Annotated in this window: 18 protein-coding genes and 5 tRNA genes; 17 read left to right on the top strand and 6 right to left on the bottom strand. The window is 69.9% G+C overall.

Annotated elements, in window-relative coordinates; translation table 11 throughout:
- Positions 1 to 75: 75 nt before the first annotated feature.
- From ACHBTE_RS29375 to ACHBTE_RS29345, 7 genes are all read left to right on the top strand, one after another.
- Positions 76 to 750 (top strand): DUF4241 domain-containing protein, encoded by a 675-nt coding sequence (locus ACHBTE_RS29375; protein WP_394727525.1) that lies wholly within the window; start codon positions 76 to 78, stop codon positions 748 to 750.
- A 65-nt stretch (positions 751 to 815) separates the two neighbouring features.
- The gene (locus ACHBTE_RS29370) at positions 816 to 1,547 is read left to right on the top strand and encodes an HAD family hydrolase (protein ID WP_394727523.1); all 732 of its coding nucleotides are present in this window, start codon (positions 816 to 818) and stop codon (positions 1,545 to 1,547) included.
- Between the two features lie 90 nt (positions 1,548 to 1,637).
- Positions 1,638 to 1,709, top strand: a tRNA-Gln gene (locus tag ACHBTE_RS29365).
- Positions 1,710 to 1,730: 21 nt separating this feature from the next.
- A tRNA-Glu gene (locus tag ACHBTE_RS29360) sits at positions 1,731 to 1,803 on the top strand.
- A 62-nt stretch (positions 1,804 to 1,865) separates the two neighbouring features.
- Positions 1,866 to 1,938 (top strand) — tRNA-Glu (locus ACHBTE_RS29355).
- 20 nt (positions 1,939 to 1,958) lie between these two features.
- A tRNA-Gln gene (locus tag ACHBTE_RS29350) sits at positions 1,959 to 2,030 on the top strand.
- 44 nt (positions 2,031 to 2,074) lie between these two features.
- Positions 2,075 to 2,150: transfer RNA gene (locus ACHBTE_RS29345), tRNA-Glu, on the top strand.
- Positions 2,151 to 2,200: 50 nt separating this feature from the next.
- Here the strand turns inward: ACHBTE_RS29345 and ACHBTE_RS29340 are convergent.
- A complete protein-coding gene (locus ACHBTE_RS29340) occupies positions 2,201 to 2,845 on the bottom strand; it encodes a MerR family transcriptional regulator (protein ID WP_394727521.1) in 645 nt (214 codons plus the stop codon).
- 89 nt (positions 2,846 to 2,934) lie between these two features.
- Here ACHBTE_RS29340 and ACHBTE_RS29335 point away from each other — a divergent pair, with 89 nt between their 5' ends.
- Positions 2,935 to 3,462, top strand: coding sequence for a DUF4188 domain-containing protein (locus tag ACHBTE_RS29335; protein ID WP_394727519.1), 528 nt, complete (start codon positions 2,935 to 2,937; stop codon positions 3,460 to 3,462).
- Between the two features lie 70 nt (positions 3,463 to 3,532).
- Here the strand turns inward: ACHBTE_RS29335 and ndgR are convergent, their stop codons facing one another.
- Positions 3,533 to 4,249 carry an IclR family transcriptional regulator NdgR gene (ndgR, locus tag ACHBTE_RS29330; RefSeq protein WP_394727517.1) on the bottom strand — a complete coding sequence of 239 codons (717 nt, stop codon included), beginning with the start codon at positions 4,247 to 4,249 and terminating at the stop codon, positions 3,533 to 3,535.
- Between the two features lie 200 nt (positions 4,250 to 4,449).
- On the opposite strand from ndgR, the gene leuC reads away from it, so the two are divergent.
- From leuC to ACHBTE_RS29310, 4 genes are all read left to right on the top strand, one after another.
- Positions 4,450 to 5,880: a 3-isopropylmalate dehydratase large subunit gene (gene leuC, locus ACHBTE_RS29325; protein ID WP_394727515.1), complete on the top strand. Its 1,431-nt coding sequence runs from the start codon at positions 4,450 to 4,452 to the stop codon at positions 5,878 to 5,880.
- A gap of 6 nt (positions 5,881 to 5,886) precedes the next feature.
- Entirely contained in the window at positions 5,887 to 6,480 is a 594-nt protein-coding gene (leuD, locus tag ACHBTE_RS29320; RefSeq protein WP_394727513.1) for a 3-isopropylmalate dehydratase small subunit, read from the top strand.
- A 278-nt stretch (positions 6,481 to 6,758) separates the two neighbouring features.
- Positions 6,759 to 6,989, top strand: a complete 231-nt coding sequence (locus tag ACHBTE_RS29315; protein ID WP_394727511.1) for a hypothetical protein — start codon at positions 6,759 to 6,761, stop codon at positions 6,987 to 6,989.
- Between the two features lie 139 nt (positions 6,990 to 7,128).
- Positions 7,129 to 7,773: an HU family DNA-binding protein gene (locus ACHBTE_RS29310; protein ID WP_394727509.1), complete on the top strand. Its 645-nt coding sequence runs from the start codon at positions 7,129 to 7,131 to the stop codon at positions 7,771 to 7,773.
- Between the two features lie 97 nt (positions 7,774 to 7,870).
- On the opposite strand, the gene ACHBTE_RS29305 is transcribed toward ACHBTE_RS29310, so the two are convergent.
- Both ACHBTE_RS29305 and cofC read right to left on the bottom strand, forming a co-directional pair.
- Positions 7,871 to 8,074, bottom strand: coding sequence for a hypothetical protein (locus ACHBTE_RS29305; protein WP_394727507.1), 204 nt, complete (start codon positions 8,072 to 8,074; stop codon positions 7,871 to 7,873).
- A 48-nt stretch (positions 8,075 to 8,122) separates the two neighbouring features.
- Positions 8,123 to 8,761 carry a 2-phospho-L-lactate guanylyltransferase gene (gene cofC / locus ACHBTE_RS29300; protein WP_394727505.1) on the bottom strand — a complete coding sequence of 213 codons (639 nt, stop codon included), beginning with the start codon at positions 8,759 to 8,761 and terminating at the stop codon, positions 8,123 to 8,125.
- 213 nt (positions 8,762 to 8,974) lie between these two features.
- Between cofC and ACHBTE_RS29295 the strand changes: the two genes are divergently transcribed.
- The 3 genes from ACHBTE_RS29295 (at position 8,975) to ACHBTE_RS29285 (ending at position 12,049) form a co-directional block, all read left to right on the top strand.
- Entirely contained in the window at positions 8,975 to 9,763 is a 789-nt protein-coding gene (locus ACHBTE_RS29295; protein ID WP_394727503.1) for a lysophospholipid acyltransferase family protein, read from the top strand.
- Positions 9,760 to 10,770, top strand: coding sequence for an NAD(P)H-dependent glycerol-3-phosphate dehydrogenase (locus ACHBTE_RS29290; RefSeq protein WP_394727501.1), 1,011 nt, complete (start codon positions 9,760 to 9,762; stop codon positions 10,768 to 10,770). The genes ACHBTE_RS29295 and ACHBTE_RS29290 overlap by 4 nt, the downstream gene beginning before the upstream one ends.
- A gap of 121 nt (positions 10,771 to 10,891) precedes the next feature.
- Positions 10,892 to 12,049, top strand: coding sequence for a D-alanine--D-alanine ligase family protein (locus ACHBTE_RS29285; protein WP_394727499.1), 1,158 nt, complete (start codon positions 10,892 to 10,894; stop codon positions 12,047 to 12,049).
- Between the two features lie 40 nt (positions 12,050 to 12,089).
- On the opposite strand, the gene ACHBTE_RS29280 is transcribed toward ACHBTE_RS29285, so the two are convergent.
- The gene (locus tag ACHBTE_RS29280; protein WP_394727497.1) at positions 12,090 to 12,599 is read right to left on the bottom strand and encodes a DUF3515 domain-containing protein; all 510 of its coding nucleotides are present in this window, start codon (positions 12,597 to 12,599) and stop codon (positions 12,090 to 12,092) included.
- 20 nt (positions 12,600 to 12,619) lie between these two features.
- Positions 12,620 to 12,853, bottom strand: a complete 234-nt coding sequence (locus ACHBTE_RS29275; protein ID WP_003997603.1) for an Lrp/AsnC family transcriptional regulator — start codon at positions 12,851 to 12,853, stop codon at positions 12,620 to 12,622.
- A gap of 206 nt (positions 12,854 to 13,059) precedes the next feature.
- Here ACHBTE_RS29275 and ACHBTE_RS29270 point away from each other — a divergent pair, with 206 nt between their 5' ends.
- Entirely contained in the window at positions 13,060 to 14,028 is a 969-nt protein-coding gene (locus tag ACHBTE_RS29270) for a thiamine-phosphate kinase (RefSeq protein WP_394727494.1), read from the top strand.
- Positions 14,025 to 14,819: a bifunctional hydroxymethylpyrimidine kinase/phosphomethylpyrimidine kinase gene (thiD, locus tag ACHBTE_RS29265; RefSeq protein ID WP_394727492.1), complete on the top strand. Its 795-nt coding sequence runs from the start codon at positions 14,025 to 14,027 to the stop codon at positions 14,817 to 14,819. The genes ACHBTE_RS29270 and thiD overlap by 4 nt, the downstream gene beginning before the upstream one ends.
- The last annotated feature ends 92 nt before the right edge of the window (positions 14,820 to 14,911 follow it).

The raw sequence follows: 14,911 nt of genomic DNA, 5'->3' as shown, positions 1-14,911 counted from the left end.
CGGCCGGCGCCGATGTCAGTGGGGCGCACTAACGTTCCGTGGTGCTTCCACCCTTGATCAGGAAGGCGCGCCGCCATGCCCATGTCCCCCCGCGACTACACCTGGCTCTTCACGCCGGGCAGCACCTTCAGCCACCCCGCCGGGACCACCGGCGTGCTCCACGTGGCCGACGGGGGCGAGCTGGACCTGCCCACCGGCCGGGTCGTGGCCTGCGATCCGTTCGTGTACCTCGGGACCGGGGACATCGAGCCCTTCACGGTCACGGTCACCCCCGGCCGCTACCGGGTCGAGGCAGCCGTCGCGACCCTGGCCCGGCAGGGCGAGCCCCCGGCCGCCCGCCCCCACCGCCGGGTCGCGGCGGCGCGTCTGGTCATCCGCGACGAACCCACCGCGACATGGGAGTTGGCCCTGCGCCCCGGCCAGGACCCGGCCGACCTCGGCGACGACGAGTTCTACGGCTACGGCGTGGACGCCGGCACCGGCTGCTTCTACGACGCCTCGGCGGAGCAGGGCTTCCCCGAGGCGCAGGAGGACGAGGGGCCGCTGTGGGACGCCTTCGAGGACAGTGACTGGTCGGAGGGACCCCACCTGATCACCTCCCCCGGTACCGGCCACACCCTGGCCGCCTTCACGTCCGGCTGGGGCGACGGCGCCTACCCGACCTGGACGGGCCGCTCGGCGCGGGGCGAGGTCACCTGCTTCGTGACGGACTTCTTCGTGGCCCCCGACCCCCGCGACGTCGTGGACTGAAGTCATGAAGTCTCCGCCCTCCCGATCGGCGGACACGCCCCGGCGCCGCGCGTTACCGTCGGATCATGAGCATTCGCGCCGTGGTCTGGGACGTGGACGACACGCTTTTCGACTACACCGCGGCGGACCGCACCGGAATGCGCGCGCACCTGCTGGCCGAGGGCCTGCTCGACGGATACGAGAGCGTCGAGCACGCCATCGTGCGCTGGCGGGAGGTCACCGAGGCCCAGTGGGCGCGTTTCTCGGCGGGGGAGGCCACCTTTCAGGGCCAGCGCCGGGACCGGGTGCGGGTGTTCCTCGGCGCGGAGCTGAGCGACGGCGAGGCCGACGCCTGGTTCGAGCGGTACGTCGCGCACTACGAGACCGCCTGGGCCCTCTTCCCCGACGTCCTGCCCGCCCTGGACGCCCTCGCCGCCAGCCACCGGCACGCGGTGCTCTCCAACTCCAGCCTCCATGTCCAGGACCGCAAGCTGCGGGTGCTCGGCGTGCACGACCGGTTCGAGGCCATCCTGTGCGCCGCGGAGCTCGGCGTCTCCAAACCGGAGGCCGGCGCCTTCCTCGCCGCCTGCGACGCGCTCGACCTCGCCCCGCATCAGGTGGCGTACGTCGGTGACCACCCGGAGATCGACGGGCACGGGGCAGCGCGGGCCGGGCTGCTGTCGGTGTGGATCGACCGTGACGGCGTGTACACCGGCGTGGCCACCTCCGGTGGACCGCACCGGATCGCCTCCCTCGCCGAACTCCCCGCGCTCCTCGGCGCGGATACCCGTTTTGGAGCCCGGTCCACCTTCGGGTAATGTTCTTCCTGCGCCGCCGGGGAGCGGGCCGAAAGGCCGGAACCGGAGGAGCGAACTAGAACAAGATCCCCGCAGGGGCTTGCGTTCCAGTGGCCTATGGTGTAATTGGCAGCACGACTGATTCTGGTTCAGTTAGTCTTGGTTCGAGTCCAGGTAGGCCAGCTCGCAGAGCTCATCTGCAAAGCCCCCGTTGTGTAGCGGCCTAGCACGCTGCCCTCTCAAGGCAGTAGCGCCGGTTCGAATCCGGTCGGGGGTACAGATCCTTCCCAGGGAAGCAGTCCGGGTCGCACCCATTGCCTCTCATGCAGGATCGCTAGGGCCCCCGTTGTGTAGCGGCCTAGCACGCCGCCCTCTCAAGGCGGTAGCGCCGGTTCGAATCCGGTCGGGGGTACTGACTGGTCTAAACCACATTGGTCTATGGTGTAATTGGCAGCACGACTGATTCTGGTTCAGTTAGTCTTGGTTCGAGTCCAGGTAGACCAGCTCGGACCTGCGGCGGTGTAGTTCTAAACGCCAGCAGGCTCCACGCCCCCGTTGTGTAGCGGCCTAGCACGCCGCCCTCTCAAGGCGGTAGCGCCGGTTCGAATCCGGTCGGGGGTACCACATGAAGGCCCTTCGCTTCGGCGGAGGGCCTTCGTCGTGCCCGGCACCCCTCACTCGAAGCCGTACCGCCGCGTGCTCTCCTCCTCCTGGGCCAGTCGGTGCAGCGCCTGCAGCACCGGTTCGTTGAGGATCGCGCCGAGGACCGCGAACTCGATCTGCTCCGCCTGCGACGCGTGCGTCTCCATGTTGTCCAGGTCGAGGACGGCCGTCCGGTGCATCAATTCGGCGTACGGCGCGAGCAGTTCGGCCCCCCAGCCGTAGCCGAGGCGACGGAACGCGGCGACCGCCACCACCAGCGAGCGGTAGGCGGGCGAGATGGTCGAGAGCCGCTTGGCGTTCTCCCAGCCGAGCCGGTCCAGGAGCAGGCCGACCTCCTGGTGTGCGGCCCGCACGTACTCGTCGTCCTCGTCCGGCTCCGGCACCTGCGGCAGCGTCCACATCGCGGCGCCCAGGCGGATCGCCCGCGGCAGGGAGTCGTCGTCCACATGCCCCAGCACCTCCCGGACCGTCGCCACCGGCATCCGGCCGACCTGGATCATCGCGCGGATCAGCCGCAGCCGGCGCAGATGCTCCTCGTCGTACTCGGCCGTCGTCGTGTTGATCTGACGGCCGGGCGCCAACAGCCCTTCGCGCAGGTAGTACTTGATCGTCGCGGTGGACACCCCGCTGCGCTCGCTCAGTTCGGCCAGCCGCATCTCTTGCGCCCTTCCTTGGGGAGTGTCACTATCCAATCACTGCCGAGAAGGATAGTGCCGCTATCCGACAATGGATCCGTGGAGAAGCCATGTTCGCGAAGCCGGTGCTGGGACGTACGACCGCCGACACCGAGGGTGATGTGGTCGTGCTGCTCATCGGGATGCGGATCAACCACTTCTGGGCGGTGCACGAGTGGGGGCTGGTGATGGTGTCGATGTTCCGCATGCTGGCGGCACTCGCGAAGGACCCAGGCCGGGGGCTTCTGAGCAAGGTGATGCTGACGGCGTCGCCACGGACGTACTACATCGTCCAGTACTGGGAGTCCAAGGAGAAGCTCTACGCCTACGCCCACACGCCCGAGATGCTCCACCACCGGATGTGGGCGCTCCTCAACCGCAAGGAGCGGGAGGGCAAGGCGTACGGGCACGTGGGCATCTGGCACGAGGCTTATGTCGTGCCCGAGGGCTCCTACGAGGCGATCTACGGCGACATGCCGGCGTTCGGGCTCGCGGCGGCACACGGGCAGGTGCCGCTGGAGCGGCGGGGGCGCAATGCGAAGGACCGGTTCGCGTACCGGTCGAAGGGGCGGGCTGAGGCGGTCGAAGAAGCCAGGTGACGGGGGGATCGGGGGAACGAGGGGGCCTGCCGCGGCGTTGAGGCAGGCCCCCTCGTCATGCGCTCGAAAGTCAGCCCGTGCGGCGCAGCGCCTCGGAGAGGCGGGCGGCGGCGTCGATGACCGCCTGCGCGTGCATACGGCCCGGGTGGCGGGTCAGGCGCTCGATGGGGCCGGAGACCGAGACGGCGGCCACCACGCGGTTCGACGGGCCGCGCACGGGCGCGGAGACGGACGCGACGCCCGGCTCGCGCTCACCGATCGACTGGGCCCAGCCCCGGCGTCGTACGCCCGAGAGGGCCGTAGCCGTGAAGCGGGCGCCCTGGAGGCCGCGGTGCAGGCGCTCCGGCTCCTCCCAGGCCATGAGGATCTGTGCCGAGGAGCCAGCCTTCATCGTGAGCGTCGAACCGACCGGGACCGTGTCCCGAAGGCCGGACAGGCGTTCCGCCGCGGCCACGCAGATGCGCATGTCGCCCTGGCGGCGATAGAGCTGTGCGCTCTCGCCGGTCACGTCACGGAGGTGGGTGAGGACCGGGCCCGCTGTGGCGAGCAGGCGGTCCTCACCGGCCGCCGCAGCCAGTTCCGAGAGGCGAGGGCCGAGAATGAAACGGCCCTGCATGTCACGCGCCACCATGCGGTGGTGTTCCAGAGCCACGGCCAGTCGATGTGCCGTGGGTCGTGCCAATCCGGTGGCCGAGACGAGCCCTGCGAGGGTGGCCGGACCGGACTCCAGGGCGCTCAGGACAAGGGCTGCCTTGTCCAGAACGCCGACGCCGCTACTGTTGTCCATGCAACGATACTCGCGTCTCACTCTGTGAAACGCAAGTTCAATTTTCCGTGGAACCCGCCACTCTGGAAGAACGAAGGCAGAGCGGCCCGTGAACAGAACGGGCCTGGCGGCGGACGCCCGGAAGCAGGGGCGTGGGCGGTGGCCGCCTTCTCAAGATCTCTAGTTGGGCCGGCGGACCGTTGCCGGCCGAAGGGAAAGCGATGGGTAGGACACTCGCGGAGAAGGTCTGGGACGACCACGTCGTCCGGCGCGCCGAGGGCGAGCCCGACCTCCTCTTCATCGATCTGCACCTGCTGCACGAGGTGACCAGCCCGCAGGCCTTCGACGGCCTCCGCAAGAGCGGTCGCCAGGTGCGCCGGCTCGACCTGACCATCGCCACCGAGGACCACAACACCCCGACCCTCGACATCGACAAGCCCATCGCGGACCCGGTCTCCCGCGTCCAGCTGGAGACGCTGCGCAAGAACGCCGCCGACTTCGGTGTGCGCCTGCACCCGCTGGGCGACGTCGAGCAGGGCGTCGTGCACGTCGTCGGCCCGCAGCTGGGCCTGACCCAGCCCGGCATGACCGTGGTCTGCGGTGACTCCCACACCTCCACGCACGGCGCCTTCGGCGGCCTCGCGTTCGGCATCGGCACCTCCCAGGTCGAGCATGTGCTGGCCACCCAGACGCTGCCCATGGCCCGCCCGAAGACCATGGCCATCACGGTCAACGGCGAGCTGCCCGAGGGCGTCACCGCCAAGGACCTGATCCTGGCGATCATCGCCCGGATCGGCACCGGCGGCGGCCAGGGCTATGTCCTGGAGTACCGCGGCTCCGCCATCGAGAAGCTCTCGATGGAGGCCCGGATGACCATCTGCAACATGTCGATCGAGGCCGGCGCCCGCGCGGGCATGATCGCCCCCGACCAGACCACCTTCGACTACCTCGAGGGCCGTCCGCACGCGCCCAAGGGCGAGGACTGGGACGCGGCCGTCGCGTACTGGAAGACGCTGAAGACGGACGACGACGCCGAGTTCGACGCCGAGGTCGTCATCGAGGCCGCCGAACTGTCGCCCTTCGTCACCTGGGGCACCAACCCCGGCCAGGGAGCGCCGCTTTCGGCGTCCGTCCCCGACCCTGCTTCGTACGAAGACGCTTCGGAGCGCCACGCCGCCGAAAAGGCCCTGGAATACATGGGGTTGGAGGCCGGTCAGCCGCTGCGCTCCATCAAGGTGGACACCGTCTTCGTAGGCTCCTGCACCAACGGCCGCATCGAGGACCTGCGCGCCGCCGCCGAGCTCGTCAAGGGCCGCAAAGTCGCCGACGGCGTACGGATGCTGGTCGTCCCCGGTTCCGCGCGGGTCGGTCTGCAGGCCGTTTCCGAGGGACTGGACGTCGTCTTCAAGGAGGCCGGCGCCGAATGGCGGCACGCGGGCTGCTCGATGTGCCTGGGCATGAACCCCGACCAGCTGGCCCCGGGTGAGCGCTCCGCGTCCACCTCCAACCGCAACTTCGAGGGCCGGCAGGGCAAGGGCGGTCGTACGCACCTGGTGTCGCCGCAGGTCGCGGCCGCTACGGCTGTCCTGGGCCACCTGGCCTCCCCGGCCGACCTGTCCGACGCCGAGACCCGTACGCCCGCTGGAGTCTGAGAAGTCATGGAAGCATTCACCAAGCACACCGGCCGGGCCGTCCCGCTGCGCCGCTCCAACGTCGACACCGACCAGATCATCCCTGCTCACTGGCTCAAGAAGGTCACGCGGGACGGGTTCGAGGACGGGCTTTTCGAGGCTTGGCGCAAGGATTCGGAGTTCGTGCTCAACCGCCCCGAGCGCGAAGGCGCCACGGTCCTGGTCGCCGGACCCGACTTCGGCACCGGCTCCTCCCGTGAGCACGCCGTCTGGGCGCTGCAGAACTACGGCTTCAAGGCCGTCATCTCCTCCCGGTTCGCCGATATCTTCCGCGGCAACTCGCTCAAGAACGGCCTGCTCACGGTGGTTCTGGAGCAGAAGATCGTGGATGCGCTGTGGGAGCTCACCGAGAAGGACCCGCAGGCCGAGATCACCGTCGACCTGGAGGCCCGTGAGGTGCGCGCCGAGGGCATCACCGCCGCCTTCGAGCTGGACGAGAACTCCCGCTGGCGGCTGCTGAACGGCCTCGACGACATCTCGATCACCCTCCAGAACGAGGCCGACATCGCCGCCTACGAGGCGAAGCGCCCGTCGTTCAAGCCGCGCACCCTCCAGGGCTGAGCCGGCCGCCCCGGCCGAAGCATCGGCACAAGGCGACTTTCGGCCACCGCAACACCCGCTCAGTACCCCCGATCAGCTCCGATCGGGGGTACTGCCATGTCTGCACCCGAACGGCCCTGCCGCTGATCGAACCAAGTTCAACTTCCCACGTTACGACGGGTGTTACTCGGGTACGCGAGTGTCGTACCCGTGACTTCCGCAAGAGCCCGGAAGGCCATTTGAGGCCGGAGTTGCACCCCTGGCAGGCGACAACTCGCCCCAGATGGCACAATCTGTGCATGGAACACGACGGCCAACTCGAGCTCTATGCGGCGGTCGCGGGCCAACTGAAGGAAGCGCACACAAGAGTGCGCGCACTGCAAGTCCCGGAGGGCGTACGGATGGCGCTGACCCGGAAGCTGCTGGTCATTACGGCCGCGGCCAAACACGACGTCGCCGAAGCGACAAGGCGTCTGGAGCGGTTCATCGCGGACCTCGACGCGGGGCGATTCCCCGAAGAGGAACGCTGAGAAGCCCTTCGAGGCAGTCGAGTCTGTTGCGGCACAAGGGTGATTAGCCCGTTTCGTGTTTGATTTGCGGTATATATCTGCCTAACGTGCGAAAAAGCTTGAACACTTTCGTTCTGGCGATGTCTCCGAAGGGGAAGACGTGAACAAGGCGCAGCTCGTAGAAGCGATTGCCGACAAGATGGGTGGCCGCCAGCAGGCCGCCGATGCTGTCGACCATGTACTGGACGCCATCGTCCGCGCGGTCGTCTCCGGTGAGCGGGTCTCGGTCACCGGCTTCGGTTCGTTCGAGAAGGTCGACCGTCCGGCTCGTTACGCCCGCAACCCTCAGACGGGCGAGCGGGTTCGGGTCAAGAAGACCTCCGTTCCCCGCTTCCGTGCGGGTCAGGGCTTCAAGGACCTGGTGAGCGGCTCGAAGAAGCTCCCGCGGGGCGGCGAGGTCTCCGTGAAGAAGGCGCCCAAGGGCAGCCTCACCGGTGGTGCCTCGGCGACGGTCAAGAAGGCCGCCGCGAAGAAGACCACCAAGGCGGCGGCGAAGAAGACCACCGCGAAGAAGACGACGGCCAAGAAGACCACGGCCGCCGCGAAGAAGACCACGGCGAAGAAGGCTCCCGCGAAGAAGACCACCACGGCGGCCAAGAAGACCACCGCGGCGAAGAAGACGACGGCGAAGAAGGCGACGGCCAAGAAGGCCCCGGCGAAGAAGGCGACCGCCAAGAAGGCGCCCGCCAAGAAGTCGACGGCTCGCAAGACCACCGCCAAGAAGGCCACCGCTCGCAAGAGGTAGAACCGCTGGGGCACTCACGCGCAGGGCCGGACTCCACGGGGAGTCCGGCCCGCGGCGTTTTTCGGGGTGGGCCGGGCCCGGGGTGCGGCCCGGCGGCTCAGAGCGTCTGCAGCGTCACCAGCGTGATGCGCAGCGACTCGCCCTCGCCCTCCGTCTCGATGCGGACCCGCTGCCCGGGGCGCAGCAGCTGCAGGCCGCCGGCGTCGAAGGCCGGGGCGTCGAAGGGGACGGGGGTGCCGTCGTCCAGGAGGACGCTGCCGGCGCGGGTATCGGCGTCGTAGGTGTATGCGGTGGCCTGCATGACGGCCAGCCTAGTGTCCGCCGGGGCGGGGCGCGCCGTGGGGCTTCGCTACGGCTTTCCGAGCAGCAGCCGGGCCGCCGCGGCAGCCGTTCGCGGGCCCACGCCCAGGGTCAGGGCGGCCCGCAGGTCCGCGCCGGTGTCCACGTCCTGGCGTACGGAGTCGACCCCGTCGAGGCACAGTTCCTCCGCCCCGGACTCGTGATGGCGGTCGCGGGAATCCGAGCCGAACGCCGGGAGCAATTCGCGGCCCGGCCCTGCGGCCAGCAATGTCGTACCGATCTCCGCGGCGTCCGGGAGAAATGCGCGGGGGAATTCCGCGGCCGAGTCCAGGACCCGGGCCAATTCCAGGGGACGCAGGGCGGGGAGGTCGGCGTTCAGGGCCGCCAGGGGGCTTTCGGGGCGAGACGACCGTACGACTGCCGCGGCGTGGGCCAGCGCCGCGTTCAGGCCGTCTTCGGGCTGGTCGGGGACGATGTGCGCGCCAAGTGCCCCGAGCTCGCGGCCGGCCAGGGCGTCGTTGGTGACGACGGCCACATCCTTCACCGCGGGGCAGGCCAGCGCCGCGGCCACGGTGTCCTGTGCGAACGCGAGGGCCAGGCCCGGGCGCAGCCCGTCCGCGGCCGTGTCCGACAGCCTGCTCTTCGCCCGCGCCAAGGGCTTCAGGGGTACGACCAAGGTCCACTGCACCAGCGTTCCGTCCCTCTCTCCTCGCGGCCATTGTCACTCAGCCGGTACCGGGGCCGGCCCGTGGTCGCGGCGCGGGGAAGGGCGCGAAGCCCTTGCGGGGGTGGGGGCGGGAGACCGGCGGGCGTACGGTGTTCTCGACAGACCGGCGGCCTGGGGCGACACTTGTGCGGCCCCCCGGCCCGACGTCATTGATCCCTAGAGGAAGGTGCGCGCGTGCCCCGCCGCAGAATCGGCTTCTGGTACCGCTTCGCCGCGGTGCTCTGCAAACCGCCGCTGGTGGTTCTGATCAAGCGGGACTGGCGTGGAATGGAGCACATTCCGGCCGAGGGTGGATTTATCACCGCGGTGAACCACAATTCGCACGTCGATCCCTTCGCATACGCGCACTTTCAGTACAACACCGGCCGGGTACCGCGATTCCTCGCGAAGAGCGGGCTTTTCAAGAAGGGATTCATCGGCGCCGCCATGCGCGGCACCGGGCAGATCCCCGTCTACCGGGAGACCACGGACGCGCTGAGCGCCTTCCGGGCCGCGATCGACGCCGTGGAGCGCGGCGAATGCGTCGCGTTCTACCCCGAGGGCACCCTCACCCGCGACCCGGAGCTGTGGCCCATGACGGCCAAGACCGGCGCCGCCCGGGTCGCCCTCCAGACCAAGTGCCCCGTCATCCCGGTCGCACAGTGGGGGGCCAACGAACTGCTGCCGCCGTATGCCAAGAAGCCCAATCTCCTTCCGCGCAAGACCCACCAGGTGCTCGCGGGCCCGCCCGTGGACCTCGCGCGCTTCTACGACAAGGAGATGACCCCGGAGTTGCTCAAGGAGGCGACCGAGGTCATCATGGCCGCCATCACCCGCCAGCTGGAGGAGATCCGCGGCGAGAAGGCGCCCGATACGCCGTACGACCCGCGCCAGGAGCGCATCGAGCAGCGGCGCAGGACCGCCGCGCAGAACCGGCAGGCGCACACGGTCAAGGCCGAGCAGGAAGAGGGGCAGGGCACGTGAGCAAGCCCGTCAAGGCGGCTGTCATGGGCACCGGGTCGTGGGGCACCGCCTTCGGCATGGTCCTCGCCGACGCGGGGTGCGAGGTGACCCTCTGGGCCCGCCGCGCCGACCTCGCCGACGCGGTCAACTCCACGCGTACGAACCCGGACTACCTCCCCGGCGTCGAACTCCCGGAGAACCTGCGCGCCACGGCGGACGCCGCCGAAGCCGCGCACGACGCCGACTTCACCGTCCTCGCCGTCCCCTCGCAGACGCTGCGCGGCAACCTCGCCGAATGGACCCCGCTGCTCGCGCCCGGCACGACCCTCGTCTCGCTGATGAAGGGTGTCGAACTCGGCTCCGCGATGCGGATGAGCGAGGTCGTCGAGGATGTCGCCAAGGTCGGTCCGGACCGCATCGCCGTGGTCACCGGCCCCAACCTCGCCCGTGAGATCGCCGCGCGGATGCCGGCCGCCGCCGTGGTCGCCTGCACCGACGAGTCCGTCGCGCAGCGCCTCCAGGCCGCCAGCCACACGCCGTACTTCCGGCCGTACACCAATACGGACGTGGTGGGTTGCGAACTGGGCGGAGCTGTGAAGAACGTCATCGGGCTCGCCGTCGGCATCGCGGACGGCATGGGACTCGGCGACAACGCCAAGGGCTCGCTGATCACCCGCGGCCTCGCCGAGACGACCCGGTTGGGTATGGCGCTGGGCGCCGACCCGCTGACGTTCTCCGGACTCGCCGGGCTCGGCGACCTGGTGGCCACCTGCTCCTCGCCGCTCTCGCGCAACCACACCTTCGGCACCAACCTCGGCAAGGGCATGACCCTCCAGGAGACGATCGCCGTCACCAAGCAGACCGCCGAGGGCGTCAAGTCCTGTGAGTCCGTGCTGGATCTGGCCCGCAGGCACGGCGTCGACATGCCGATCACGGAGACGGTCGTCGGCATCGTGCACGAGGGCAAGCCGCCGGTGGTCGCCCTCAAGGAGCTGATGTCGCGCAGCGCCAAGCCCGAACGGCGCTGAGCCGGGCCTGAGCGACGCCGAGCGAGTACGGGCGACGCTGAGCGAAGCCCGGGCGACGCTGAGCGAACGCCACCCTCCGGACGCTGACTCGGGCCCTACGGGCGGGTACGCTCATCGCGATATGAGCACCGAGAACCTCCCCCAGAACCCCGGCCGGCCCTCCCGCAAGCCGCGGGTGGCCGTCGTGTTCGGCGGTCGCAGCTCCGAGCACGGGATCTCCGCGGTCACCGCCGGCGCCGTCCTGCGCGCGATCGACCGGACCAAGTACGACGTCCTGCCGATCGGCATCACGCAGAGCGGCCGATGGGTGCTCACCGCCGACGAACCGGAACGTATGGCGATCACCGAGCGTCGTACGCCCAGCGTCGAGCTGCTGGCCGAGTCGAGCGAGGGCGGCGTGGTGCTCCCCGTCGACCCCGCCAACCGCGAAGTCGTCTACAGCGAGCCCGGATCGGTGCCCAAGGCGCTCGGCGAGATCGACGTGGTCTTCCCGGTCCTGCACGGCCCCTACGGCGAGGACGGCACCCTCCAGGGCATGCTGGAGCTGTCCGGCGTGCCGTACGTGGGCTCGGGCGTCCTCGCCTCGGCAGTCGGCCAGGACAAGGAGTACATGAAGCGGGTGTTCGTCTCGTTCGGGCTCAAGGTGGGCCCGTACGTGGTGGTCCGGCCGCGCGAGTGGGAGCAGGACCCGTCCGCCGCCCGTAAGAAGATCATCGACCTCGCCGGCGACCACGGCTGGCCGCTCTTCGTGAAGCCCGCGCGCGCGGGCTCGTCGATCGGCATCACCAAGGTGGACGACCTGTCCGGCCTGGACGAGGCCATCGCCGAGGCCCAGCGGCACGACCCGAAGATCCTCGTCGAGGCGGCCCTGCGCGGCCGGGAGATCGAGTGCGGGGTGCTGGAGTTCGCCGACGGCCCGCGCGCCTCCGTCCCCGCGGAGATCCCGCCGCCGGACGCGCACGCGTACTACGACTTCGAGGCCAAGTACATCGACTCCACACCCGGCATCGTGCCGGCGCCGCTGACGCGGGAGGAGACGGCCGAGGTGCAGCGGCTCGCGGTGGACGCCTTCGAGGCGGCCTCCTGCGAGGGCCTGGTGCGCGCGGACTTCTTCCTCACCGAGGACGGGGAGTTCGTGATCAACGAGATCAACACGATGCCCGGTTTCACGCCGATCTCGATGTACCCGCAGATGTGGCAGGCGAGCGGGATCAGCTACCCGGACATGGTGGACCAGTTGATCCAGGCGGCGCTGCGCAGGTCCACGGGCCTGCGCTGAAGCCCCCGGGGGCACGGATCCGGCGGCCGGCCCGCCGGCTTCAGAGGGTCTTCCGCTCCGGAACGGCCTTCTTGATCGCCGACGCCAGGTCGATCAGCACACCCGAGCTGTCGTGCCCCTCGGGCGCCGTTACCTCGACGTACGCGTCACGATTGGCTGTGGTGAAGCGGTACGCCCCGCCGTCCTGCTTCTCCATCAGCCAGTCGACGCCCTCGACCCCGCCCGGGACCGCGTCGGCGTCACGCCCCTCGGCCACCTCCGGGTCGACCATCTTCGGCGGTTGCGCGACACCGCACCGCAGTATGATCGCCGGGTCTCCCCAGCCCGCCGTCAGCGCGGAAGCGGGCGAGGGATCCGCGCGGCGCTCACCGTCCACCTCGGCCGGCAGCACTTTGTCCAGTTTCCGGCACAGCTCGGTCACCTTCGCGTCCGGGCTGGGAACCGCGGTCGACAGGCTGTCGTCTGCTGATGAGCAGCCCGCGGCGGTGATCAGCAGGACGAGCGCGGGCAGCCCGAGGACAGAAAGGTGCCGGTGACGGAAAGAGTTCACCGGCCAAGGGTAGACGGGGGCTACAGATGGACGACCGGGCAGGTCAGGGTGCGGGTGATGCCGTCCACTTGCTGGACCTTGGCGACCACCATGCGACCCAGGTCGTCGACCGTGTCGGCTTGGGCGCGCACGATGACGTCGTACGGTCCTGTGACGTCCTCGGCCTGGATGACTCCAGGGATCTTGCTGATCGTCTCGGCGACGGTCGACGCCTTGCCGACCTCCGTCTGGATCAGGATGTACGCCTGTACCACGGAACCTCCAGGGCGGCCACGAGGATCATGTGGGGAAAAGGAACGCCACGGTATCGCGTCGCCGCTCGCCGCGGGGAGACCCCCGGTGACCGGGGCTTGCGCGCCGGGGTACCGGGACGACAGAAGTTGACGTACACCTCGACGGTAGCGAGGACCGCAGGGACGCGCGACCGGGTACGGACAGGGACAGAAGGGGCGTAAGGGCAATGAAGGGCACTGTTGGTGAGCTCGGCGAGTTCGGGCTCATCAGGGAGCTCACCTCCCGTCTCACCACCACCCCGGCGGTCCGGGTCGGCCCCGGCGACGACGCCGCGGTGGTGGCCGCACCCGACCGCAGGGTGGTGGCCAGCACCGACATCCTCGTCGAGGGACGGCACTTCCGCCGGGACTGGTCCACCGCCTACGACGTCGGCCGCAAGGCCGCCGCGCAGAATCTCGCGGACATCGCCGCGATGGGCGCCGTGCCGACCGCGCTGCTGCTCGGCCTGGTCGTGCCGGCCGAACTCCCCGTCGCCTGGCCGACCGAGCTGATGGACGGCCTGCGCGACGAGTGCCAGGTCGCGGGCGCCTCGGTGGTCGGCGGGGACGTCGTGGGGGGCGATTCCATCATGGTCTCGATCACCGCGCTCGGCGATCTGCGCAACCAGGAGCCCGTGACACGGGCCGGCGCACAGCCCGGCGACATCGTCGCAGTGACCGGCTGGCTGGGCTGGTCCGCCGCCGGATACGCCGTGCTCGCCCGGGGTTTCCGCTCGCCGCGCGCCTTCGTGGAGGCGCACCGGCGTCCCGAACCGCCGTATCACGCGGGTCCGGCCGCCGCGGGGCTCGGCGCGACCGCGATGTGCGACGTCAGCGACGGGCTGATCGCCGACCTCGGGCACATCGCCGAGGCCAGCAAGGTGCGCATCGACATCCGTTCCGGCGCGATCGACATCCCGACCCAGATGAACGACATCGGCCAGGCCGTCGGCGTCGACCCCATGCAGTGGGTGCTGACCGGGGGAGAGGACCACGCGATCGTGGCCACCTTCCCGCCCGACGTGAAGCTGCCGGCCCGCTGGAAGGTCATCGGCGAGGTCCTGAACCCCTCGGCGCTGCCCCAGGTCACGGTGGACGGGGCGCCCTGGACCAAGAAGGGCGGCTGGGACCACTTCGGAGGGGACATCGAGTCATGATCCCGAACGTCCTCACCTTGGCGGGCTCCGACTCCGGCGGGGGCGCGGGCATCCAGGCCGACCTGAAGACGATGCTCGCCCTCGGCGTGCACGGCATGAGCGTGATCACCGCCGTCACGGCCCAGAACTCCCTCGGTGTGCAGGGCGCCTGGGAACTTCCGGTGGAGGCGGTGCGGGCGCAGTACCGCAGCGTCGTCGACGACATCGGCGTCCAGGCGATCAAGACGGGGATGCTGGCCTCGGCGGAACTGGTCGGGACGGTCGCCGAGTTGATCGGCGGCACGGCCGCGCCCGCCGTGGTCGATCCGGTGGGGGTCTCCAAGCACGGGGACCCGCTGCTCGCCGCTTCCGCGCTCGACTCGGTGCGGACGAAGCTGCTGCCGGTCGCGACCGTGGCGACCCCCAACCTGGACGAGGTGGCGCAATTGACCGGCGTCCATGTCGAGTCGGAGGAGCAGCTGCGGGAGGCGGCGGACGCGGTTCTCGCGTACGGCCCGCGCTGGGTGCTGATCAAGGGCGGTCATCTGTCCGGCGACGCCGTGGACCTGCTGACCGACGGCACCGCGGAGCACTGGCTGCGAGCCCCTCGCTACGACAACCGGCACACGCACGGTACGGGCTGCACACTCGCCTCGGCGATCGCTTCGGGGCTCGCGAAGGGACTGCCCGTGCCGGAGGCGGTGGTGGCCGCCAAGGATTACGTCACCGGGGCGATCAGGGCCGGCTTCGCGCTCGGCGGGGGCATCGGGCCGGTGGATCACGGGTGGCGGTTCCGGGGGGACGCCGCCTAGGTGTATTGACCCGCAGGGTTGTTCACACGGCTGATCGGTGGCTGGCCGCCGAGTGCGGTGTGGCAGCGATGGTGGTTGTAGGTGTGCAGGAA

The sequence above is a fragment of the Streptomyces sp. M41 genome, assembly GCF_043673425.1.
Lineage (GTDB): Bacteria > Actinomycetota > Actinomycetes > Streptomycetales > Streptomycetaceae > Streptomyces.
Note: the sequence above shows the minus strand (reverse complement) of the source record. Positions and strands in the feature narration are given on the sequence as shown.

What these genes read in the sequence shown, in the direction of transcription:
- leuC (WP_394727515.1), top strand. Translation starts at nt 4,450, where the DNA reads ATGGGTAGGACACTCGCGGAGAAGGTCTGGGACGACCACGTCGTCCGG.
- ACHBTE_RS29315 (WP_394727511.1), top strand. Translation starts at nt 6,759, where the DNA reads ATGGAACACGACGGCCAACTCGAGCTCTATGCGGCGGTCGCGGGCCAA.
- ACHBTE_RS29305 (WP_394727507.1), bottom strand. Translation starts at nt 8,074, where the DNA reads ATGCAGGCCACCGCATACACCTACGACGCCGATACCCGCGCCGGCAGC.
- ACHBTE_RS29375 (WP_394727525.1), top strand. Translation starts at nt 76, where the DNA reads ATGCCCATGTCCCCCCGCGACTACACCTGGCTCTTCACGCCGGGCAGC.
- thiD (WP_394727492.1), top strand. Translation starts at nt 14,025, where the DNA reads ATGATCCCGAACGTCCTCACCTTGGCGGGCTCCGACTCCGGCGGGGGC.
- ACHBTE_RS29270 (WP_394727494.1), top strand. Translation starts at nt 13,060, where the DNA reads ATGAAGGGCACTGTTGGTGAGCTCGGCGAGTTCGGGCTCATCAGGGAG.
- ACHBTE_RS29340 (WP_394727521.1), bottom strand. Translation starts at nt 2,845, where the DNA reads ATGCGGCTGGCCGAACTGAGCGAGCGCAGCGGGGTGTCCACCGCGACG.
- leuD (WP_394727513.1), top strand. Translation starts at nt 5,887, where the DNA reads ATGGAAGCATTCACCAAGCACACCGGCCGGGCCGTCCCGCTGCGCCGC.
- ACHBTE_RS29285 (WP_394727499.1), top strand. Translation starts at nt 10,892, where the DNA reads ATGAGCACCGAGAACCTCCCCCAGAACCCCGGCCGGCCCTCCCGCAAG.
- ACHBTE_RS29370 (WP_394727523.1), top strand. Translation starts at nt 816, where the DNA reads ATGAGCATTCGCGCCGTGGTCTGGGACGTGGACGACACGCTTTTCGAC.
- ndgR (WP_394727517.1), bottom strand. Translation starts at nt 4,249, where the DNA reads ATGGACAACAGTAGCGGCGTCGGCGTTCTGGACAAGGCAGCCCTTGTC.
- ACHBTE_RS29335 (WP_394727519.1), top strand. Translation starts at nt 2,935, where the DNA reads ATGTTCGCGAAGCCGGTGCTGGGACGTACGACCGCCGACACCGAGGGT.